Below are 22,342 nucleotides of genomic sequence, written 5' to 3'. Positions count from 1 at the left end.
AAATGTCGTTTTGGACTATCGTTTTTTTAATTATTTTATATATCATAGCGTCCAAAGACGGGGTATTTGGCGGCAAAAGTAGGGCAAATTCGCTCTCATTTGAAGAAGCCAAATACCTAACTGCACTTTTAGCCAAAGTCGCCAAAAGCGACGGGCGAGTAAATGAGATAGAAGCCGAGTTAATCAGCCAAAGTTTAGATGATTTGACATATAAATTAGGCGGAAATAGCGCAGTCCGAAATGAGTTAAAACAAATTTACAATATCGAAAAAGAGAATTTAAACAATGTTTTTAGCGTAGCGTTTGAATACAAGCAAAGGTTTAAATTTGACCAAAATAGGGCGTTTGGATTAATCTATTATTTTTTAAATTTAGCCTATATCGACGGCGAATTTAGCCAATCAGAAAAAAACACAATAAGCCAAATTTGCGACGGATTTGAAATCAGCGAGAGCCTAAAACAGCAAATTTTTGCCAAATTTCAAAGCGATTTTGAACAGGCTCGTGCTTGGAAAAATAGATATTCTCGCCAAAGTCAAAGCGGTTATGGGCGAAACTACGGTAGCCGTGGCGGTTATGGCGGAAACTACAATCAAGGTGGTTATCAAAGAAATTCTAGCTCGTATAAAAAAGAGCCGGAATTCGACCCTTATAGTGTGCTTGGCGTTTCAAAAAATGCGTCGTTTGATGAGATAAAGAAAAAATATCGTGAGCTAGTGAAAAAATATCACCCAGATATTTTAATGGGTAAGGGCGCAGATGATGAAATCGTGCAAGAAGGCACAAAAAAACTACAAGAAATCAACAAAGCGTATGAAATTTTAAAAGAAAAATTCGGAGAGAAATAAGGAGCAAAAATGAGAGCGTTAATCAGCGTTAGCGACAAAGACGGCGTAGTAGAATTTGCAAAAGATTTGGCAAATTTGGGTTGGGAAATTTTAAGCACGGGTGGCACTTATAAGCTACTTTGCGAAAACGGCGTAAATGCTGTGGAAGTGAGCGCCTACACAGGAAGCCCTGAGATGTTTGAAGGCAGAGTAAAAACCCTGCACCCTAAAATTCACGGTGGAATTTTGCATAAAAGGGACGACAAAAATCACGCCGAACAAGCCCTAAAACACGGCATTGGCGGGATTGATTTGGTTTGTGTAAATTTATATCCTTTCAAACAAACCACGATTCGCACAGATGATTTTGATGAGATTATCGAAAATATCGACATCGGCGGACCTGCTATGGTGCGCAGTGCCGCTAAAAATTTCAAAGATGTTTTGATAGTAACGGACATTTTAGATTATGATTTAGTTATCGAAAAAATTAAAGCAAAAGCCGATGATTTGGAATTTCGCCGAAGCCTTATGATAAAAGCCTACGAGCACACTGCCGCGTATGATAGCATGATAGCAAACTATATGAACGAGCGATTTAACGGCGGTTTTGGCGCTAAAAAATTTATCACAGGCTCAAAAGTCATGGCGACAAGATACGGCGAAAACCCGCACCAAAAGGGCGCTTTGTATGAATTCGAAAACTTTTTTAGCCTAAATTTCAAAGCCCTAAAAGGCGAAGCAAGTTTTAACAACATGACCGATATTCACGGCGCAGTTATGTTAGCAAGTAGCTTTGGCGAGCGTCCTGCCGTAAGTATTTGCAAACATGCAAATCCGTGCGGGTTTGCCATAAAATCAAATTTGCTAGAAAGCTACACCGAAGCGCTCAAATGCGACCCTGTTTCAGCCTATGGTGGCGTGGTGGCGATAAACGGCACACTTGATAAGGCACTCGCAGAGAAAATCAATGAAATTTTTGTGGAAGTCATAATTGCGGCCAATGTCGATGACGCCGCGCTTGAAGTTTTTGCAAATAAAAAACGCATTAAAATTTTCACGCAAGAAAACAAGTATTTAATGCGTGAAAATGATAAATATGACTTTAAATTCATAGACGGCGGATTTGTCTATCAAGAACGCGACTACGTGGGTGCCGATGAGGTCAAAAATGCTAAATGCGTTACCAAGCGTTCGGCGAATTCGGGCGAATTTACCGATTTGCAAATCGCTTGGCAGGTCGCAGCTCTGACTAAATCAAACTGCGTTGTGTATGTGAAAAATTCGGCAATGGTGGCGATTGGCATGGGTATGACAAGCCGTGTCGATGCTGCGCGCGCAGCCGTGGCAAAAGCAAGGGATTTGGGCTTAGATTTGCAAGGTTGTGCGCTGGCTAGTGAAGCGTTTTTTCCTTTCAAAGATAGCATAGAAATCGCTAATGAAGTAGGCGTAAAAGCCGTAATCCAACCGGGTGGCTCAATCCGTGATGATGAAGTCGTCGCAGCTGCCGATGAGTTTGGCATGGCGATGTATTTTACGGGAATTCGCCACTTTTTGCATTAAAATATTATTTGCAATTAAACGAGCCTAGCTTTTTCACGGCGTGGGCTAGGACAGACGAGTCAGTCTAGTCCGTCGCCCACTCCGTGAAAAATCGTCGGCATTTGGTTATCAAATTTAAGTTGAATTTGCCGAATTTGTCATTGCGAGAGCCAACGGCTCGAAGCAATCCAGTAAAATTTATAATTTGCAAGAATTTCAAATTTTAAAATTTCAATAGAATTTCAAATTTTAAAATTTCAATAGAATTTCAAATTTTAAAATTTCAATAGAGTTTCAAATTTTACAATTGTGATAAATTTTAAAATTTAAAATTCTTTTGAATTTTTCAGATTGCAACGCCTCGTATGGACGCCTCTTTTCCAACCCTATGCTACTATACTTGAAATCAAAGCGTAAATTTCGCCTATGAATTGCTGCTTATTTACTAAATTTTAAGGGGGGGGGGGGTATAATGACTGGTTTGATTTTCACAAAGGATAGAGCGTGTTTTGTAAAGGTGTAAAAGAAATTTTAGATAAGGTATATACGCAAATACAAAACAATCCATAATATTTCCAAACAAAATAGACAAATTTACTAAGGAGAAAAGATGAAAAAGCTATTTTCATTTATGTTAGCCAGTGCGCTGTGTGCTGTGCTTATGGGATGCGGTGATGAGGATAAAAGCTCATCTGCAACGACTACAAAAACCGAAAAGGCGGTAGAAAAACCGGTCAAAAAGAAAGGCGACCCGCTAAAAGACGCCCAAAATGATGTCGAAGCGATGAGATTAAAAGATTTTATAGCTTTGGTTTTAGATAGTGGTTGCGATGTTTCGCCGACAGCAGCACAAAGCCTAGGAGCTGACTATGAGTTCGACTATAAATTCCATAAAACTACGCTTGCTTGTGAGGGAAAATTTAAGAAATTTAATAATCAAATGAAGAAATTTGATTTAAATAAAATCAAAAAAAATTATAAAGATCACCTAGAATATCTTTATGGACGAGTTAATGATATAAACAAATATATAGATGAAAATGGCGAATTTGGGTCGCTTAAAGATATGCTTGACAAATTTGATTTTAGAAAGGCGAAGGTAATAAGCGATGATGAGATTGCGATAAATGATATACTCTATAAACTTGATAGAAAAAATTCAACCCTTATTATCGGTCCTATTACAGATGAATCCGATGAAGAAAAGCTTATGATTTCTCAACTGAATGTTGCTTTTTACCAATACTTCATAGACAAGAGCACGGATTTTCCATTGTCGATAGATGGTGATAATATCGTGGCTAAAATTGACCTAAACGCAAAAGAAAATGCGAAAAAAGAGGTTGAGGCGATGAGCTTAAAAGAGTTTTATAAATTTTATAAAAATGGCGGTTGCGATACATACAAAGAATTTTTAAATCACAAAGCCAAAATAGCTTGCGAAGAGAAATTTAAAACATATAAAGATAAATTAGATAAACAAATAGAGTGGCAGAAAGATTACCCGTTTGCTTCCGATGAATGGTTTTTGTATAATTCTTTGGCGGATATAAATGATTATGTCATAGCAAACAAAAAATTTGGCAATCTCGAAGATATGATAAATACAAATAAAGAAGAAGTCATAAAACGATTAGAAGCAACCAATGGTGTTAAGATGGCTGATGGTTTTTTAGGATTTAGCAAAGCAGATATGGATAGTAAAAATCTAACGATAACCCTACATAGTATAGATAAAAATACTGTGATAGAATATGTAAAGAGTTTTATAAAACAAGAAATCGAGAAAGAAAAGCTTAAAGATGAGCCAAATGCCGAAACGCTAAAAAGCTTAGAAGAAAATCTTGCAGAATATTCAAGTGCCGAAGAACTAAAAAAGTTTGATGAATATTTTGGGGATAATTTATTAAGAGGAGTAGCAAGTGAAGTTGCTATCGAAGAAGGTGCGCTAAAAACCATAGTCCAAGCAACGACAAAAGATGGTAAATTTGTAGTCAAATTCCCATTTGACGATACCAAAGCTATTTCGGATGAGGCTAAAAAATATGCTAATCAAATTTTACCTATCATAGATGACATAAGAAAATATTATCAAAAGCATAAAAAATTTCATACAGATATAAAGAAAATGACAGACGGATTTGTAAATACGGGGGGTTATGACAAAGATAGTTTTAGTATTGCTTTATCATGCGTGGATGGGAAGTTAGATAGAGCAAATGCGACATTAACACTATCGCAATCGCAGAGATATGGTAAATCCGCCAGATGCAAAAAAATCCTAGCCGATGAGAGTATGGTAAATATCATGTCTGAAAACGGCGGAGTTTATAGCCTTAAATAAAGGATTTTAGCTCCGATATGGTGGGCATTTTTGCCCACCACATGGTTAATTAAATGATTAAAATGATAGTGTTTATTTTAAATTTATCTAAATTGTATATAATATTGCTTACAGTTAGTTTAACCATAGGTAGGCGACAAAGTGAAAGACTGCACCATTACAGACGAACAAATGGAGCAAATTTACAAAACTATCGGCGAAAATGTCAAACGCATACGCACACAAAAGGGCGTTTCGCAACTAGCCCTTGCTATGGCGATAGGACACAAGGCAGTCGGCACGATTTCTATGGCTGAACTTGGTATAAACAAAAAGCACTTTAACATAGAACACCTAGTCAAAATCGCAAATGTCCTAGAAGTCAGCGTTAGCGAGTTTTTTAAATCAATTAAAATTTAAATTCTTTTGTCATTACATCAAATTTGCTGCACAAATTCAAAATAATTCAATGAATAATAAAAAAATCTCCATTGTCATTGCGAGAATTTACGAAGTAAATTCGAAGCAATCGCCAGTGGCAAAATTACCATAATGTAAATTTACAGATTAAAGAATTTGATAAATAACAAAATTATTTAAATTTGCAAAAGATTAAATTTGTAAAAGATTAAATTTGTAGTTTAAGCTCTGGCGATTGCCACGAAACCGCTACGCAGTTTCTCGCAATGGCAGATTAAACAAAATTTATAAATTTGTTTTCGCAATGACAAATGGGCAAAAATTTAATAAATTTACAAATTTTAGCTACAATTCGCACAAATTTAAAAAATCAAAAGGCAAAAAAATGTTTAAATTTTTAAAGGTTTTACTACTTTTTGCGTTATTTCTAAATGCAGATGAAGTAAATTTAAAGGCAGGAAATATGGCAAATTTAAATCAAAATTTAAAAGAAATTTATCTAGCAGGTGGCTGTTTTTGGGGTATGGAAGGCTATTTTAAGCGAGTAAAAGGCGTAGTGGAAAGCGAAGTCGGCTACGCAAATGGTAAGAGCGAAAAAACGGATTATTATTCGCTCAAAAATACAGATCACGCAGAGACTATAAAAATCAAATTTGATGAAAATGTCGTGGCGTTTGCCGAGATTTTGGAGCATTTTTTTAGAGTGATTGACCCGACAAGCGTAAATCGTCAAGGCAACGACATAGGCAGGCAGTATCGCACGGGGATTTACTACACCGATGAAAGCGACAAAGAATTTTTGCAAAATTTCATCGCCTTAAAGCAAAAAAAATATCAAGCCAAAATCGCCGTCGAGGTCGCAGTGCTGAAAAATTACGCCAAAGCAGAAGAGTATCATCAAGATTATTTGGGGAAAAATCCAAATGGATATTGTCATATCGACCTAAATTTAGCGACCAAACCGCTTTATGATGAGAGTAAATTTACGCTTCCTAGCCACGAAGAGTTGAAAGCGACTTTAAATCCTTTGCAGTTTTCGGTTACGCAAGAAAAGGCGACCGAACACCCATATACGAGCGAATTTGATAAATTGAGTGCAAAAGGCATTTATATCGATGTTGTTACAAAAAAACCGCTTTTTAGCTCGGCGGATAAATTCGACGCAGGTTGCGGGTGGCCGAGCTTTTCAAAGCCCATAACTACGGACGCTTTGAGTTATGCAAAAGACGAAAGTCATGGCATGGTGCGGACAGAAGTAACTTCTAGGCTCGGAGATAGCCATTTGGGGCATGTTTTTAATGACGGCATAAAAGAAAAAGGCGGTCTTAGATACTGCATAAACGGCGCTTCGCTCGAATTTGTTCCGCTTGAAAAAATGCAAGAGCTTGGATACGGCGAGTATATCCCGTATGTAAAATAAATTTTTTGATATTTAAAATCATAAAATCAATGAAATTTAATAAAATGAAAAATAAAGAATTTATCGCCCGAGAGTAGGGCGATAAATTTATCCAAGGAGAAATAAGAAGGGATATTAATCCATTTTGTTTCTTAAATATGACGGCTCTTCTAACTCATCGTAAGCGTTATCAAAATCGCTACCGCTTACTTTTCTTCGTAGTTGAGAAAATCTTTCTTGTCTAATGCTGTTTAAATCTTTACTGGGCTCGTCTTTTTCGACGCTTTCGTTACCAAAACCTGTTGCGATTAAAGTAACTTCAACGCGATTATTATCCATATTTACATCGCTTGTAGTTCCAAAAATAATTGCCGCATCTTCATGCGCTGCATCTCTAATGATTTGCATAGCTTCATCGATTTCAAATAGTGAGCAATCAGGGTGAAGTTTGAAATGAACCAAAACGCCTCTTGAACCGTTGATTGACATATCTTCAAGAAGCGGTGATTGGATAGCATTTTGCACGGCTTCTTTGGCTGCATTTTCGCCTTCTGCTTTGCCTACACCCATAAGAGCTAGGCCTCTGTGTGTCATTACCATTTTAACATCAGCAAAATCGACATTTATATCGCTATCTCCGCTTTCAATGATAACAGAGGTCATACCTGAAACGGCTTGTGTTAGGACACTATCGACCATTTTAAAAGCTTCTTTAAATCCTGCTTTTTTATCTACTAGACTTAATAATTTTTGATTTGGAATTACAATAATAGAATCGCACTCTTTTTTAAGTTCTGCGATACCTTCTTGTGCTAGGCGCATTCTTTTGTTGCCTTCAAAACTAAACGGAGTAGTAACAACGCCGATTGTTAGAGCTTTTTGCTCTTTTGCGGCTCTTGCTATGACAGGAGCCGCCCCTGTGCCTGTGCCGCCACCAAGTCCTGCGCTAACAAAGACAACATCGGCACCGCTTAAAGCATCTTTTATGTCTTCATAGCTTTCTTCTGCTGCTGCTTTGCCGACTTCCGGGTCCATACCGGCACCAAGTCCGTTATTTCCAAGTTGAATTTTGAGTTTTACACTAGATCCGTTCAGTGCTTGTTTATCGGTATTTGCGACAATCAAATCAACTTTGTCGCTATTTTCCATAGTGCGGACTATGTGATTTATCATATTTCCGCCGCCACCGCCTGCACCGATAATCTTAATCTCGGCACTAAAAACAGGTTTTTTCTTTTCTGCTATACTATAACCTTGCATAAAATCTCTCCTTGGTTAAAATAGTTGTTTTATGTAATTCCAAAATTTTTTCAAAACATTTGGTTCAGGAAGTTTTGGTAAAGTCATGTCATTTTTGTCCATACCAACTCCGACTTCAACTCGTTTGCCGTTTTCATTGTCGATTGCCGTTGCAATCTCTTTTGCGTAAATATCGTTTGAATTTGACGGCTTGATAACTTCATCTTTATAACGAAGTTCGCCGTTTGAATCGATTTCATAAGGTGTAAATTCGCCAAATCCATACAAACAAAGTCCGATAGCGCAAGAATTTGCTCCGTCTTTTGCTATTTCATAAAGTCCGCTAACATTTCTTGGTCTTGCAACTCTGATAGAAATGCTATCAAAGATTGCCATTGCAAGTTCTCTAACATCATCTAGCTTTGTCATACCGCCTGTTAGGACGATTCCTGCACCGATTTTATCTTTATATCCGCTTTCATCAAGTTTTTTAGCTAAAAACATCAAAGTCTCTTCAATGCGCGAGAAAATAACATTTGTTATAATTTCTAAACTAACGCTGTGAGTGCTTTCATCTTCGCCAAGAACAGGAAGTTCTATCTCTCTTTTGCCTTCATCGATTAAATCGGCATAAGATAGTTTTATCTCTTCTGCATACGGAAGCGGTGTATGAATCGCTTTTGATAAGTCGTTAGTTATGTTAGTTGAGCCGATAAGTAAAACATCATTATATCGAAGCGAATTTCCTAAATGCACAACCATATCGCAAGTTGCGCCACCCATATCGATTAGTGCAACACCAAGCTCTTTTTCATCTTTGCTAAGAGTTGAAATAGCCGAAGCGTAGCCTGAAAGAACGATATTATCGATTTTTATTCCTGCCATTTCGACAGATTTGGTTAAATTTTTAACAGAACTTTCAGGAACGATAACGATATGAGTGGAAACTTCAAGTCTGTTTCCGCTCATACCCAAAGGATCTTCTATGTGGTCTTGCTCATCAACTTTAAAATCATAAGGTAAAATGTGAAGTTTGACATAATCATTTGGAACATTTGCGTTGTGTTCTGCCATTTGCATGGCTCGTTTGATTTCTGTTATGCCGATTTCATGATCCGGAACGCTTATAATGCCTTGTGAGGGAACGCTTTTTGTATAGGCGCCAGAAATCGAAACTATAACCTTATCGTATCTGCGTCCTGCGCTCTTTACGGCGTCATTAACTGCATGTTTTATAGAGTTTGCAGCTTGTTCGATATTTGTGATGATACCTTTTTTTACGCCGTATGTCTTAGCCTTGCCCATACCACAAACTGCTAAATTTTCATCTTTTTTCGCGATAATGGCACAAATTTCGACAGAACCTATGTCAAGCCCTAAAATATACTCACTCACTATCTCTACCTTTATAAAATCTTTCTATTTTGTATCTTTTTTGAAGAGATTTTAATAAATCATTTTGCAATGCAGAATTCATCATATACGAAGCTTCACCTTTGAGTGCATCTTTGTATTGTGAAATTTGCTCCGTATCGGGAAATTTTTGTTCTGTTATTTTATAGGCTATTGCTTTATCGCCAAAAATAGTATAGCCTTCTTTTTTGTTGTTAGAGAAAACATCGTTTAAAAGCATAGCAAATTCAAAATCTGCTAACTCACTAACGCTGTTTGCACTATCTCTTGCGATAAAACCTATATCTTTGCCGTTAAAATTCTTTAACGCTTCTTCGGCTTTTTGTTTTAATAATTCTTCCTTCTTTTCTACGATAAAATCATCTTCTGCCATAGTTTTGGCTTGTTCGAATTCCATAACTTTTGGTTCGTTGATTTTTGTTATTTTTGCTATTAAATTTCCGCCGTTATACTCAAAAGGTTTGATAAATTCGCCTATTTTAGCATTTTCTAACTCACTAACAGGAAAATTTTCATCACTAACAATCATTTTGTTATCAGTGGCTATGCTGCCTTTTTTTACATTTAGATATGTTTTTACGGCTTCGTCTTTATTGAATTCAACTAAATAATCAGCCAAAACGCTATCTTTTGCTTCTTCAAAACTTTTTAGCGTATCATCTTCGTTTCTATAAGTAGTTTTGTGTGCTTCAAAAAACTCATTTAGCGTTTTATCATCGACTTGTGTTGTTTGTGGTGCAACAAAAAGCGTATCAAGTTCGTAAGTTTGTTTTGTCATATAGTTGCTTTTGTGTTCTTCCCAAAATTTCATAAGTTCGTCGTTACTAACAGTTATGTTTTCATCGTTTTGTTTGACGACTTCAATACTTAATTTATCTTGAATAAGGCTTGAAGAAAGAAACGCTTCTAGCGCAGTATCAGTAGGCTCGTAAGAAATTCCTTCCATTAGCTTTTGCAAAACTATCGTTTTTTCTAAATTCTTTTCAAATTCAGCCGTTGTTATGCCTAAATTTTTAATCGCTTGTGAGTAAAGCTGTTTGTTAAATTTGTTATCGACTTGAAATTCTGGTGCTGTAACTATATATTTTGCGATGTCTTCTTTGGTAGCTTTTATGCCTAGATCTTTTGCAAAATTTAAAAGCAAAGCTTCTTGGATTAGATTTGAAGCAGCTATTTCATCAAGGTGCATTTCGTTTGCTTTTTCTTGTGTAAATCCTTCGCTTGTCGAACTAAAATATGAATAAAGCTCTCTATATTTGGTATTTAGTTCTTGATTGCTGATTTTTATGTCGCCGACTTTTGCGATTGCTCCGGCTCTGTTTTTGTTATAATCATAAGCTCCCCAGCCGACAAATCCGGCTCCCACAAATGCGATTGTGCTTATCCAGATTGTAGGTATGAGCGACTTTTTATGCTTTTGCATCCAATTTATCATTGAAATCCTTTACTAACTCTAACTAACAAAAATTGCCATAATTATACTAACATAAAACTTATGTAATGCTGAAAAATTCGGTATTTTGTAATGAATTTACTAACAAATTGTTAGTAAATTTAACTAACAAAAAACTAATTTTGACTCAAATTTAGTAATTTGCAACTATTTTCCAAAAGTGCGATTTTTTTGGCTAACGCACTAGCAGTCCTTGCATACGCATACACGCCATATCCACGAATAATCATAATATCGCTATTTTCATCAAGCATATATTTATAAACTTCGTGCGGAGCTCGTTCATACCAATCTTCAAAATTTTTAGGGTCGTAAATTTCGATTTTTTTGAATTTCATAAAACTAAAATAATCTTTTGGAATTATAAAATCATGCTCGAAAGTATATGAAACCAAATACGGCGGCATCGCATAACAAACAAATTTTGCTTCTTTTATATTTTTGTAGATATTTAAATGAATATCGGCATCCAAACTAGCTTCGTTCCAGCGATAATCCTTTTTTGTGTAAAGCAAAACCAAATCTTCTTTTTTAACGCTATCAAAAATAGTGTCTTCTTTGTTTATCATAAACTGATTTTCTTCGATTTTTGCTGAAATCGAGCCGTGAAAAATGCCAAAAAAGCTCTTTCTAAACATCGAAAGCGAAATATCTTGCAAAGTTTTATAATAATAATCTAAATTCATTAATCTGCCTTTTAAATTAAATTTTGCTATTATACTAAAAAAAGAAAAATTAGGGGTTAAATTTGCAAATTCCACATATTCCGGTTTTGTATAATGAAGTTTTGGAAGTTTTTAAAAGCGTAGAAAATGGCGTTATAATCGACTGCACTTTGGGTTATGGTGGTCATAGTGGCGGAATTTTAAAATCAAATCCAAATGTGAATTTGATTGCTTGTGATAGGGACGACGAAGCTATCCTTTTTTCAAAAAATCGTTTGAGCGAATTTGGAGATAGAGTTCAAATTTACAAAAGTAATTTTTCGCAAATTTTAAATTTAATCGATACAAATTCGGTGCGTGGCATTTTAGCCGACATCGGCGTTTCATCGCTTCAAATTGATAAAAACGAACGCGGTTTTGGTTTGCAAAGCGACGAGCTAGATATGCGTATGGATAAAACTAGTGAAAAAGATGCTAAATTTGTGGTAAATTCATACTCGAAAGATGAACTAACAAGAATTTTTAACGAATACGGCGAGTTAGCAAATTCGCATAAGATTGCCGATAAAATCATGGCTTATCGCACTAACAAAACAATAACAAGTGCAAAAGAGTTAGTTAGTATCGTCGGAAATAAAAGCGTAAAAGGGCGAAGCGTGAGCGAAGCGATTTTGGTTTTTCAAGCGATTCGCATAGAAGTCAATGACGAACTAGCAGAGCTAACAAATTTACTAGATTCAATCGAAAATTCAAAGATAAATAAAGCAAAAGTCGCTATAATCTCATTTCACTCACTCGAAGATAGGATTGTGAAAAATCGCTTCAAAAAATGGGAGAAAAACTGCATTTGCCCTGATTTTTTTATCAAATGCGAATGTGGCGGTAACCACGCGCTTGGGCGAATTTTGAGTAAAAAAGCGATCACAGCTAGCAAAGATGAGTTAATGGCAAATTCTCGCGCAAGTAGCGCTAAGATGAGAGTTTTTGAGATAGATAGAAAGGCATAAATGGAGCAAAAACCGCTTTTTGGTTTTAACGAAAAAGACGAAATCGTCCTAAATTTCGACAACGAAATCAAAAAAACCAAAGAAATACCATTTTACACGCTACTAAAAGTGTGGATAGTGATGATGATTTTTTTCTTTTTGACCGTGCCTGTTGTGTATATCAGAAACGAAATTTACTACATAAGTCGCGATATAGCCGAGCTTCGAAGCAAACACGAAGTTTTGCTCGAAGAAAATAGAGCGCTTAAAAATAGTATCGAACTTTTGCGTTTTAAAAACGAAATTTTGGACTCATTTAGCGTAGAAAACGGGAAGTAAGTTTTTTTTGAAATCTTACTTTGTTTTTCATATAAAAATTTGGTTTATTAAATTTTGTTATTAAAAAATTGAATACCTTTTCGGCAAATCATCTATATTTATATTTTTTTGTAAAAAATATTTTTTAACTTCATAATAAATTTCATTATTATACAAATGGAGCATAAAATACCTATGCGATAACAAAGCACCATAGGCATAACTAGTAAAAATTCCGTCTGAAATTCTAATAAATGAAAATACTCTAAATCCTTTTAAGCTCTTATTTAATAATAAATGAAAAAATAATTTAATTAATAAATTTGTAAGATAAAAAAATATCGAAAAAGGTATAATGATTTTTGGCATTGCTATAATAAGGAGCAACAAAACACAAAAATGCACTGCGTTATACACAAACGACGAATCATATCCAATTGAAGAGTATGAAAAATATGGCTTAGAGAGCTCTTCTAATGAAATTTCAATTTGCCTTTTAACTACTCCATTATCTACAAATTGAATAAATCTGTTTGCAAACACTATCTCAAATGAATTTAACTTAACTACCCATAAATAAACAAAGGCAAAATAAAATACAACTACCATTGACAAAGGTTCAAATTTAAATGGTTCGCCGTAAAAAAACATATCCCTAAAAATAACACAACACACCCCGCCGACAAAAAGGCAGATTAAAAATGAACTTAAAACAAAAAATCTTTCATAATTTTTTATTATCAACGGATTTTCATCGTAATCCCTAAAATTTGGATTATTTTTCTTTTGAAATTCTAAATCTTGTTGATATTTTATTTCTCTTTCTTCTATTTTTGGGGCTAATTTTTGCATTTTTGCTTCTAGTTTTAAAGAAGATTGCCTAGCTTTTTTGGCAAATTCTTCTTGTTCTTTTTTGCGTTTTGCAAATTCTTTCAATTTTTTCAAATTTTATCCTTTATACTTTACAAGGCACTGCGAAGTAGTAGCGTGGCAATCTCTCAATGACAAATAACGCAAATTCGCACCATTTCAAAAATTCGCAATGACAAATTCTAGCAAATTTAAATTCAGGTCGTATCGTCAAGCGATACGAATTTTAAAAATTTTATTGATTATTAAACGAATTTAGGAAATTTTGGCGCAAATTCCTACTTTTGCACCAATTTATCCAAAACATATTTTTCCAAATCTCGCTTTGGAATTTCGTTTTTGACGGCTTCGTCGTAAATTTGCTCGACTATTTGGGAGTATTTTTCATAAGGAAAATACAAAAAGTGGTTTTCCCACGCTTTTTTGATAAGCTCGTGCGTTAGCTCTTTTCTCGCCCACGCTTTAAAGCAATCAAACCCGATAAACACAGCAGAAGTGGCGATGATAACGGCTAAAAGTGATAAATGCACATCGATTTTGGCAAAAAATGCGTGAGTTAGCAAAATGGTCGGCACCAAAATAATAAAGGCAAAAATGCCAAATAAAATGTAAGATTTTCCGTAGTTAAATTTGAAATTTAGCTTTGCAGGATCTACTAGCATACCATCGTTAAATTCAGCATTTGCTTCAAGCAAATCGCGAAATAGCACAGGCTTTTTTGATACATGAAACATTTTTTGCAAAACTAGTTTTTTTAGGTTTTTACACATAAAATTTCCTTGAATTTTTTGGGTATTATACAAAATTTTGTTTAAATTTATGGCTAAAAATCGTCCGAATTTGCCGATTTAAATCAATTTAATCAATATTGAGTTAAAATTACGCAAAAATTCATTAAAAAGGATTAAAAATGAGTTCAAATTTAAGCGGAATCGTTTATATAAACGGCAAATTTTGCGACGCAAAAGAAGCCACTATCAGCCCGTTTGATCGCGGTTTTATATTTGGCGACGGGATTTATGAAGTAGTTCCTGTGGTAAATGGCAAACTTGTCGATAGAGCCGATTTTTGGGAGAGATTCGAGCGAAGTTTGGCAGCCATAGAGCTAAAACTTCCGATGAGTAAGGAAAAATACGAAGAAGTTTTTTACGAAATTCTAAAACGAAATGGTATTACAGAGGGCGGAATTTACACGCAGGTTACGCGTGGAGTGGCTATGAGAGATTTTGATTTTCCTGTGGGCTTAGAAGAGACTTGCTTTGTTTTTGCATATCCAAAAGAGATTTTTAATAACCCTGACGCGACAAAGGGCATCGAAATCGTAAGTTTGCCTGAAATTCGCTGGAAAAGACGCGACATAAAATCAGTCTCGCTTTTAGCACAATGTATCAGCAAACACGAAGCGCACAAAATGGGAGCCGATGAGTGCTTTTTGGTCGAAGACGGCTTTGTAACGGAGTGCAGTAGCTCATCTGCTTTTATCATCAAAAACGGCGAACTTATCACAAAACCGCTTTCAAATGAAATTTTGCCCGGAATTCGCAGAAAGGTTATTTTAGGTTTTGCTGGCGAAGCAGGGCTAAAAGTGGTCGAGCGAAAATTTAGCATGGAAGAGGTTTATGATGCTGATGAAGCTTTTATCAGTGCAGCGACTTTAATGCTGCTTCCCGTCATAAAGGCTGACGGTAAGCCAATCGGCGGCGGAAAAGTAGGTAAATTCGTGCCGATTTTACGCCAAATGTATGCAGACCGTCTTAAAAAAGAAGCGGGAATTTTGTAAATTTTATACTAAATAAAATTTACAATTTTTTATAAAAATAGTAAAAATCACGGCAAATTTAAAGAGAAAGGTTTTTAAATTTGCCGTTTTTTAAATAGAAAATTTTATCGTTAAATCATTTAAGAATTCTCTTTAAAAATGGCATTAAAATTAATTTAAGAAAAATAGCAGAATTTATAAAAAAAATGTTTATTTTTTTAAATTTTAAAAACTTAATATTGTTTAAGAATTTTTAAAATTACCAAATTTAGGACTATAATGAAAAATCAGTTTTCTATTTTATCTGAAATTTAAATATAGCTTAACCAAATTTGGCAAATTTGTTAAATTCCAAAAAGTGTTACTTTTTGTAACACTTAAAATTAAAAAAATCATTTTTTCTTAAAAAAAATTAAAAAAATTTTTTCAATTTTAAAACTTTGTTTTTAAGCTTGAAAGTTTAAGAAAGTTCTATTTTAATATAAAATTCAGCTAAAAAGCGAAATTTATGGCAAAAAAATGTAAAAATTTATCCTAAATTTAGAATATTTTCAGCTTTAAACTTAAAAAATAAAAAAAACAAAAAAAATTTAAGTTTAAATTTATGTTTTTAGATTGCTGTATTTAGCGAAAAAAAATCATATAATTTCATTAGAAAGATGAAAATCTTAAATCTTTAATGTCAGGAGGAAAACATGGCAACAAGAAAAGAACACGATTTTATCGGCGAATTAGAAATCGACGATAGCTTGTATTATGGTGTGCAAACTTTTAGGGCGGTTGAAAATTTTAATATCAGCCACGAAAAACTAAAAGATTTTCCGGGTTTTGTAAAAGCCCTAGCGCAAGTTAAAAAAGCAGCAGCATTGGCAAATGGCGAATTGGGACTTTTGGATAAGGAAATTCAAGAAGCCATTTGTTGGGGTTGCGATCAAATCATTTCCGGTAAATTTATAGATCAATTTGTAGTAGATATGATACAAGGGGGAGCCGGAACTAGCACGAATATGAATGCAAACGAAGTTATCGCAAATTTGGCACTTGAACACATGGGACACAAAAAAGGCGAGTATAAATACTGCCACCCAAATGATCATGTAAATTTAGGACAAAGCACAAATGACGCTTATCCGACGGCGCTAAGAGTGGCTATTTATGAAAGACTTTGCGAGCTAACCGATGCTATGCGATTTTTGGTTGAGTGCTTTAATAAAAAGGCTCACGAATTTAGAAATATTATCAAAATGGGACGAACCGAAATGCAAGATGCCGTTCCTATGACTTTGGGGCAAGAATTTAAAACATACGCCGTAATGCTTGGCGAAGACATCGAACGAGTTATGGAAGCAAGAAATTTGGTGCGAGAGATGAATTTAGGCGGAACTGCGATTGGAACAGGTATAAATTCGCACCCTGAATATCCAAAATTAGTCGAAGCAAAATTGCAAGAAGTTACAGGCAGACCTTTTGTAAAAGCAGGAAATTTAATCGAAGCCACACAAGATACCGGTGCGTATGTTCAAATTTCAGGCGTTTTAAAAAGAGTTGCTACAAAACTTGGCAAAATTTGTGCCGATTTAAGACTTCTTTCAAGCGGTCCAAGATGCGGATTTAATGAGATAAATTTACCAAAAATGCAACCTGGAAGCTCGATAATGCCGGGCAAAGTAAATCCTGTTATCCCAGAAGTCGTTAGCGAAGTTTGCTACGAAGTTATCGGAAACGATGTTACTATTTCACTAGCCGCAGAAGGCGGTCAATTGCAACTAAACGCATTTGAACCGATTATCGCTTATGATTTGTTTAACTCAATCGCAATGCTACGAAAAGCAATGCGAACAATGGGTGAAAAATGTATTCTTGGGATTACAGCAAATGTCGAAGTTTGCAAAAATTATGTTTATAACTCTATCGGAATCGTTACTGCATTTAACCCATATATCGGTTATGAAAATAGTGCTAGTATCGCAAAAGAAGCATTAAATACAGGAAAAAGTGTTTCAGAGATTGCTATTGAGCGTGGATTATTAACAAAAGAGCAAATCGAAGATATTTTGCGCCCTGATAATTTGTTAAATCCGCACATGACGGCAGAAGACAAAGATAAATTTAAAGGTAAAAAATGAGAATTTAAAAGGGAAAATGCAAATTTTCCCTTAAAATATCAAAAAGGATAAAAAATGGATTTTCATCTTATTTTAGAATTAATCGTTCTTTTTGGTGCGATTTTTCTTGGCGTTCGCTTAGGTGGTATGGCTATTGGCTATACCGGTGGTTTGGGCGTTGTAGTTTTGACACTACTTTTAGGTCTTAAAGTCGGAAATATTCCTTGGGATGTTATTTTAATCATTATGTCGGTAATTGCTGCAATTACTGCTATGCAGGTTGCCGGCGGGCTTGATTATTTGGTTCAACTAGCTTCAAAAATTCTAAGAAAAAATCCAAAATATATAAATTTCCTAGCCCCGACCGTAACTTATTTGCTAACTTTATTTGCAGGAACGGGACACACGGCATTTTCGATGATTCCGGTTATCGCAGAAGTCGCAAAAAGTCAAAATATAAAGCCTTCTGTTCCACTTTCTATCGCTGTTCCTGCTAGTCAAATAGCAATCACGGCTTCGCCTGTTTCAGCAGCAGTCGTTTTTATGGCAAGTGAAAAGGCTCTTGGCGGTATCGGCATTAGCTATCCTTTACTTTTGGCTATTTGGATACCGACTACATTTGCTGGGTGTATGATAACTGCTTTTATAATGAATATGTTTTGGAAACAAGATTTAAGCGCAGATCCAGTGTATCAAGAAAGATTATCGCAAGGTTTGGTTAAAGAAGTTAGCGAAGCAACTTATGCAGAGCTTCCAAAAGGTGCGAAAACTTCTGTTTTGATTTTCTTACTAGGCGTTTTGGCAGTTGTTTTTTATGCTACTGCGATTAGCCCGAGTGTTGGACTTATAAAAGATGTCAAACTTCCAAGAGACGGAGCGATTATGAGTTTTATGATGGTTATAGCTACTTTGATTGTAATCATTTGCAAAGTAAATGTCGATAAGCTTCCGACAACTAGCACTTTTAGAAGTGGTATGACGGCTTGCGTGTGCGTTTTGGGAGTTGCGTGGCTTGGAGATACTTTTGTTTCAAATCACACAGAAGAGATTAAAGCTTTCGCTGGAGATTTGGTAAAACAATACCCTGCGCTTTTATCAGTTGCACTATTTTTTGCTAGTATGCTTTTATATTCACAAGCTGCAACTGCAAAAGCGTTAATCCCAACCGTTATCGTCGCTCTTGGTATCACAGCAGCCGATACAAGCAGTGCATATATCATCGTAGCTTCATTTGCAGCGGTTTCTGCGTTATTTGTTTTGCCGACTTATCCGACACTTTTAGGTGCTGTTCAAATGGATGATACAGGCACAACTCGCATAGGAAAATATGTTTTTAACCACCCGTTTTTCATACCGGGCGTTATGGGAATAGCATTTTCTGTTGCTTTGGGCTTTTTGTTGGCGCCAATATTGCTTTAATTTTTAAATAAAATTCTCCCGTGTGTTAAATTTGGCACACGGGATTTTTTATTCCCCTAAAATCGTCATTGCGCTTATACGAGAAAGCAAAAGTCTATCTTTGGCTATGTCAGGGCGATTTTTGCCGATTTCAAGCGTGGTAATGGCTGTTTTGCCGATGACTGCTCTATCGTCATTTATGGTTCTTAGCCCCCAAACGCTGTGCAAAACCGCTACTTCGCCGTTAATTTCGCCGACATAAAGCATGATATGTCCGCTTAAATAAAGTATGGTGCGGTATGCAATGCCCTTCGTTTTGATAAATTCTAGCTTTTCGGTGTTGCTAAATTCGCTAAGATCGTATTTTAAACCTGCGTTACTTTGGGCTTTTGAGTTTCTAGGAAGCCAAATTCCAAAATTCGCTAAAAAATCCTTTGTCATCAAAGAACAATCTCGCAAAAACGAAGTTCCACCCCAGCCGTAACTTTGCGAGATAAGCGAATTTGTTAAAATTTGCAAATTTTCATTATTTAACTTGGCAGGAAATTTTGAAGCGTCGTTAGAATTTACAAAATATTTTTTATAGCCCATTTTACTTAAAAATTTACCGCTAAATTTGGCGTTATTTTCGCTTTCATAAGGCAAAATCGTCCCGCTTCTAGCCAAAAAAATTGTGGCATTATTTTCATCATAAATTTGCGCGTTATCTTTTAAAATAGTCAAAAAATTTGAATTTTTATAAATCTCAGCCGAATTTTCATCTAAAATTTTCAAATTTGAGCTTTGTATCCAGCCCCAAACCGTGTCATTTTGCACAAAAGCCCACTCGCCGTCCTTGCTAAAATGCGACACTAAAAGCGGATAAGCTACACTAAGAGCCGAAATGGAGGCATAATCAAACGGATAACCTTCGCCTGCTTTTTTAGGATTTCCGTAAATCGGGGCATTGGTTGGGAGATTGCGAAGTAGGGCGTTATTTGTCGTAATCGCAGGAAGCCAAATTTTGCCAAATTCGCTTTCGTTTGCGTTAAATTTGATAGAATTTAAAAACGCTTCGTCGTAGTTTGTGTCGTGCGAATCAAATCTCGCATAAGCCTTATCTGCGTATTTTAGCCCCCAAAGTGCTTCGATTTTTAGCTTTGTAAAGGCAAGTTTATTTGTCGGTTTTTCCAAATTCCAAACGGCAAAATATTTTTCTAAAAATTTCTTGGTATCTGCGTTAAATTCGCTTTTTATTTTTGGTAAAATCGTTGCGTTTTGTTCGAATTCTAGTCTTAAAAACGGCTCTATCGGTTCGCTAAATTTGCTCGAACATGCCGTAAAAAATAGCGCAAAAAACAAAAATATCAAATATTTGATTAAATTTAATCTCAAATTTTATCCCTTTTAAAAAATTTTGGCTATAATTCTGCCAAAAATAGGATAATACTTGTTAAATTTCGTTCTTGAAAAGTTAGAAAAATCAAATCTTTTTATCACAGGCGGCGGCGGTGTCGGGAAAAGTTATATCACAAAAGATATAATCAACGCTTACAAAGGCGCAAAAAAGCCGGTTGTCGTGCTTGGAAGCACTGGCATAAGCGCAGTTGAAATCGGCGGCGTAACGCTTCATAGTTTTTTTAAACTTGGAATTTGCAAAAACGCAGACGAGCTAAAACAGCTGGATAAAAAACAAAAAGATAAAATTTCAGAGCTTAAAAAAATCCTAAAAACCGCAAAACTCATAGTAATCGATGAAATTTCGATGATAAGTGCCGAAGTTTTTGATCTTGTTTATTATCGTTTAATAAATAGCGAATTTAGCGGAAAAGTGCTTGTCGTGGGGGATTTTTATCAGCTTCCCCCGGTGCAAAAAAAAGATGAAACGCAAAAACCGCAAAATTCGCTATTTTCTGGCTTTTATGCGTTTTCGTCTTACGGCTGGGCGCAGTTAAATTTCGCTTATATCGAAATGATAGGCTCAAAGCGAACGCAAGATGAAAATTTATACAAAATGCTTTCAAATTTGCGTGTTGGCGTGGTAAATGATGAAATGATTGATTTTTTAAAATCTCATTTGATAGATTTTAGCGGGGCAAAATCAAGCTCAACGATGATTTTTGGGCGAAATAGGGAAGCTGACGAGCTTAACGCACTTCGCTTAAATGCGATAAATTCGCCGTTAGTGGTGGCAGATGGATACTATGAAATTTATGATTTTGCACTAAATGATGAAAAAATCGCAAAATGGATAAAAAGTCTAAGCGTGAGTGAAAATTTGCGTCTAAAAGTCGGTGCGAAGGTGATTTTTACGACAAATCGTTGGGGAGAGTTTTATAACGGCGAACAAGGAATCATTGAAGAATTCAAAGAAAAAGAGGGAAAACTTAGTAGCATCGTCATAGCAAAACTTGACGGAAAAATTGTCGAAGTGGAACGCCAAAGCTATGATTTGAGCGAATTTATGCGAATAGACGATGAGATAAAAGAGATTGTTTTAGCGAGTTATTATCAATTTCCCATAAAATTAGCCTACGCAATCACAATCCACAAATCGCAAGGTATGAGTATAAGAAATTTAGTTTGCGATATAAATAACATTTTTGCAAACGGACAGCTTTATGTGGCACTTTCTCGCGCAGTAAGCGGAGAAAATTTAGGCATTATTTATTCACGCGGAGAAAATTTAGAAAATTATATCCGTCGTATCGTTAAAATCGATGATGAGATAAGAAATTTTTACCAAAATGAGCCATTTATTTATATCGAAAATCAAAAAATAGAGTAAATTTGGCTAAATTTTGTGCAAAAATCAAATATTTTTAAATTTTGTTTTACTATAATTACAAAAATATTAAATTTTTAAAGGATTTTATATGCTAAAAGATGAAGTTTCAGATATTGAAATTTGGAACCGATTGTCTCGAAATTACGGCTTTGCGATTAGGAATTCGGGACGGGGTTGTGGTGTTTTGTTTGGATTTTTAGCTGTTATTTATATCGTTTTTGCTCTTACTGCACTAAATTTATTTAACAACGCCGCACAAAGCGGAAATATGATAAAATCCTTAACTCACGGCTATATTTTGTTGTTTTTGCTACTTTCATTTTTAGGAATCGTTTTTTCTTTGCTTTGGATTAAAGTGAGCAAGGCTGCTAAAAATAGAATTAAAGCGGCAAAAATTCAGCTTATGCTTTACGAGATTGATAAATTTTGTGATTTAGAGTATGTAAATAATGATTCTTATGTCGATTATTTGGTTGAATTTATGGGAGAAAATGACGCTATAAACAAATTAGCGCAAATTTGCGAATTTGCAGAAGAGATTAAAGGTTATAAAAATCGAAAAATCACAAAAGCCGAGCAAAAAAAGATAGAAGAAAATTATTTTAAATTTTTAGGCGATAAGGCTACTTTGGCAAATCCTGCGCTTTTAGAAGGCGATTGTAAATTTGAACCAAGTTGTGCAAATATTTCGATAGGCTATGCGAATTTGATATTTTTTATAGTTTGTTTTGTGGGTTGTTTGGCGGTATTTGCTCCGCTTTGTAAGATGATTATGGGGCATTTTTAGTAATTTGTTTTATCTTGTCGGATCAATATGTGCCGAATTTGTGAATTCTTAAATTTGCAAATTCGGTTTTT

At 35.2% G+C, this 22,342-nt stretch carries 19 protein-coding genes; 12 read left to right on the top strand and 7 right to left on the bottom strand.

Features of this window, described 5'->3' with window-relative positions:
- Positions 1-2: 2 nt before the first annotated feature.
- From PF026_RS04180 to msrB, 5 genes are all read left to right on the top strand, one after another.
- Entirely contained in the window at positions 3-848 is an 846-nt protein-coding gene (locus PF026_RS04180) for a DnaJ domain-containing protein (protein WP_270863896.1), read from the top strand.
- 9 nt (positions 849-857) lie between these two features.
- Entirely contained in the window at positions 858-2,390 is a 1,533-nt protein-coding gene (gene purH, locus PF026_RS04175; RefSeq protein ID WP_270863895.1) for a bifunctional phosphoribosylaminoimidazolecarboxamide formyltransferase/IMP cyclohydrolase, read from the top strand.
- 589 nt (positions 2,391-2,979) lie between these two features.
- Positions 2,980-4,713, top strand: coding sequence for an LptM family lipoprotein (locus tag PF026_RS04170; RefSeq protein ID WP_270863894.1), 1,734 nt, complete (start codon positions 2,980-2,982; stop codon positions 4,711-4,713).
- Positions 4,714-4,854: 141 nt separating this feature from the next.
- The gene (locus PF026_RS04165; protein WP_270863893.1) at positions 4,855-5,112 is read left to right on the top strand and encodes a helix-turn-helix domain-containing protein; all 258 of its coding nucleotides are present in this window, start codon (positions 4,855-4,857) and stop codon (positions 5,110-5,112) included.
- Positions 5,113-5,497: 385 nt separating this feature from the next.
- Positions 5,498-6,532, top strand: coding sequence for a peptide-methionine (R)-S-oxide reductase MsrB (gene msrB, locus PF026_RS04160; protein ID WP_270863892.1), 1,035 nt, complete (start codon positions 5,498-5,500; stop codon positions 6,530-6,532).
- Positions 6,533-6,646: 114 nt separating this feature from the next.
- Here the strand turns inward: msrB and ftsZ are convergent, their stop codons facing one another.
- The 4 genes from ftsZ to PF026_RS04140 all read right to left on the bottom strand — a co-directional run bounded on the left by ftsZ (position 6,647) and on the right by PF026_RS04140 (position 11,302).
- A complete protein-coding gene (gene ftsZ, locus PF026_RS04155) occupies positions 6,647-7,771 on the bottom strand; it encodes a cell division protein FtsZ (RefSeq protein ID WP_270860878.1) in 1,125 nt (374 codons plus the stop codon).
- Between the two features lie 15 nt (positions 7,772-7,786).
- Positions 7,787-9,145 (bottom strand): cell division protein FtsA, encoded by a 1,359-nt coding sequence (gene ftsA, locus PF026_RS04150; RefSeq protein ID WP_270863891.1) that lies wholly within the window; start codon positions 9,143-9,145, stop codon positions 7,787-7,789.
- The gene (locus tag PF026_RS04145) at positions 9,138-10,598 is read right to left on the bottom strand and encodes a peptidylprolyl isomerase (RefSeq protein WP_270863890.1); all 1,461 of its coding nucleotides are present in this window, start codon (positions 10,596-10,598) and stop codon (positions 9,138-9,140) included. The genes ftsA and PF026_RS04145 overlap by 8 nt, the downstream gene beginning before the upstream one ends.
- 134 nt (positions 10,599-10,732) lie before the next feature.
- Entirely contained in the window at positions 10,733-11,302 is a 570-nt protein-coding gene (locus PF026_RS04140; protein WP_270863889.1) for a class II aldolase and adducin N-terminal domain-containing protein, read from the bottom strand.
- A 62-nt stretch (positions 11,303-11,364) separates the two neighbouring features.
- Here PF026_RS04140 and rsmH point away from each other — a divergent pair, with 62 nt between their 5' ends.
- Both rsmH and PF026_RS04130 read left to right on the top strand, forming a co-directional pair.
- The gene (gene rsmH / locus PF026_RS04135; protein ID WP_270863888.1) at positions 11,365-12,288 is read left to right on the top strand and encodes a 16S rRNA (cytosine(1402)-N(4))-methyltransferase RsmH; all 924 of its coding nucleotides are present in this window, start codon (positions 11,365-11,367) and stop codon (positions 12,286-12,288) included.
- Entirely contained in the window at positions 12,289-12,606 is a 318-nt protein-coding gene (locus PF026_RS04130) for a hypothetical protein (protein ID WP_270860883.1), read from the top strand.
- Positions 12,607-12,666: 60 nt separating this feature from the next.
- On the opposite strand, the gene PF026_RS04125 is transcribed toward PF026_RS04130, so the two are convergent.
- Positions 12,667-13,530 carry a hypothetical protein gene (locus tag PF026_RS04125; protein ID WP_270863887.1) on the bottom strand — a complete coding sequence of 288 codons (864 nt, stop codon included), beginning with the start codon at positions 13,528-13,530 and terminating at the stop codon, positions 12,667-12,669.
- A gap of 203 nt (positions 13,531-13,733) precedes the next feature.
- Positions 13,734-14,225, bottom strand: a complete 492-nt coding sequence (locus PF026_RS04120) for a hypothetical protein (protein ID WP_270860885.1) — start codon at positions 14,223-14,225, stop codon at positions 13,734-13,736.
- A 140-nt stretch (positions 14,226-14,365) separates the two neighbouring features.
- Here PF026_RS04120 and PF026_RS04115 point away from each other — a divergent pair, with 140 nt between their 5' ends.
- The 3 genes from PF026_RS04115 to PF026_RS04105 all read left to right on the top strand — a co-directional run bounded on the left by PF026_RS04115 (position 14,366) and on the right by PF026_RS04105 (position 18,738).
- Entirely contained in the window at positions 14,366-15,235 is an 870-nt protein-coding gene (locus PF026_RS04115; protein WP_270863886.1) for an aminotransferase class IV, read from the top strand.
- Positions 15,236-15,909: 674 nt separating this feature from the next.
- Positions 15,910-17,340 (top strand): aspartate ammonia-lyase, encoded by a 1,431-nt coding sequence (gene aspA / locus PF026_RS04110; RefSeq protein WP_270863885.1) that lies wholly within the window; start codon positions 15,910-15,912, stop codon positions 17,338-17,340.
- Positions 17,341-17,394: 54 nt separating this feature from the next.
- Complete coding sequence (locus PF026_RS04105; RefSeq protein WP_270863884.1) at positions 17,395-18,738, top strand: anaerobic C4-dicarboxylate transporter; 1,344 nt, start codon at positions 17,395-17,397, stop codon at positions 18,736-18,738.
- Positions 18,739-18,786: 48 nt separating this feature from the next.
- Here PF026_RS04105 and PF026_RS04100 read toward each other — a convergent pair whose 3' ends face one another.
- Positions 18,787-20,091 carry an SH3 domain-containing protein gene (locus PF026_RS04100; protein WP_270863883.1) on the bottom strand — a complete coding sequence of 435 codons (1,305 nt, stop codon included), beginning with the start codon at positions 20,089-20,091 and terminating at the stop codon, positions 18,787-18,789.
- 55 nt (positions 20,092-20,146) lie between these two features.
- On the opposite strand from PF026_RS04100, the gene PF026_RS04095 reads away from it, so the two are divergent.
- Positions 20,147-21,484 carry an ATP-dependent DNA helicase gene (locus PF026_RS04095; RefSeq protein WP_270863882.1) on the top strand — a complete coding sequence of 446 codons (1,338 nt, stop codon included), beginning with the start codon at positions 20,147-20,149 and terminating at the stop codon, positions 21,482-21,484.
- Between the two features lie 88 nt (positions 21,485-21,572).
- Positions 21,573-22,271, top strand: coding sequence for a hypothetical protein (locus tag PF026_RS04090; RefSeq protein ID WP_270863881.1), 699 nt, complete (start codon positions 21,573-21,575; stop codon positions 22,269-22,271).
- Positions 22,272-22,342: the final 71 nt, after the last annotated feature.

The organism is Campylobacter sp. CS_NA3 (genome assembly GCF_027797495.1).
GTDB lineage: Bacteria > Campylobacterota > Campylobacteria > Campylobacterales > Campylobacteraceae > Campylobacter_B.
The sequence above is the reverse complement of the archived record's forward strand: the minus strand, read 5'-3'. Positions and strand labels throughout refer to the sequence as shown.

Excerpts from the sequence above, each read along its gene's own strand:
- PF026_RS04180 (WP_270863896.1), top strand. The coding sequence starts at position 3 with ATGTCGTTTTGGACTATCGTTTTTTTAATTATTTTATATATCATAGCG.
- purH (WP_270863895.1), top strand. The coding sequence starts at position 858 with ATGAGAGCGTTAATCAGCGTTAGCGACAAAGACGGCGTAGTAGAATTT.
- PF026_RS04170 (WP_270863894.1), top strand. The coding sequence starts at position 2,980 with ATGAAAAAGCTATTTTCATTTATGTTAGCCAGTGCGCTGTGTGCTGTG.
- msrB (WP_270863892.1), top strand. The coding sequence starts at position 5,498 with ATGTTTAAATTTTTAAAGGTTTTACTACTTTTTGCGTTATTTCTAAAT.
- ftsZ (WP_270860878.1), bottom strand. The coding sequence starts at position 7,771 with ATGCAAGGTTATAGTATAGCAGAAAAGAAAAAACCTGTTTTTAGTGCC.
- PF026_RS04145 (WP_270863890.1), bottom strand. The coding sequence starts at position 10,598 with ATGATAAATTGGATGCAAAAGCATAAAAAGTCGCTCATACCTACAATC.
- PF026_RS04140 (WP_270863889.1), bottom strand. The coding sequence starts at position 11,302 with ATGAATTTAGATTATTATTATAAAACTTTGCAAGATATTTCGCTTTCG.
- PF026_RS04130 (WP_270860883.1), top strand. The coding sequence starts at position 12,289 with ATGGAGCAAAAACCGCTTTTTGGTTTTAACGAAAAAGACGAAATCGTC.
- PF026_RS04120 (WP_270860885.1), bottom strand. The coding sequence starts at position 14,225 with ATGTGTAAAAACCTAAAAAAACTAGTTTTGCAAAAAATGTTTCATGTA.
- PF026_RS04115 (WP_270863886.1), top strand. The coding sequence starts at position 14,366 with ATGAGTTCAAATTTAAGCGGAATCGTTTATATAAACGGCAAATTTTGC.
- aspA (WP_270863885.1), top strand. The coding sequence starts at position 15,910 with ATGGCAACAAGAAAAGAACACGATTTTATCGGCGAATTAGAAATCGAC.
- PF026_RS04105 (WP_270863884.1), top strand. The coding sequence starts at position 17,395 with ATGGATTTTCATCTTATTTTAGAATTAATCGTTCTTTTTGGTGCGATT.
- PF026_RS04090 (WP_270863881.1), top strand. The coding sequence starts at position 21,573 with ATGCTAAAAGATGAAGTTTCAGATATTGAAATTTGGAACCGATTGTCT.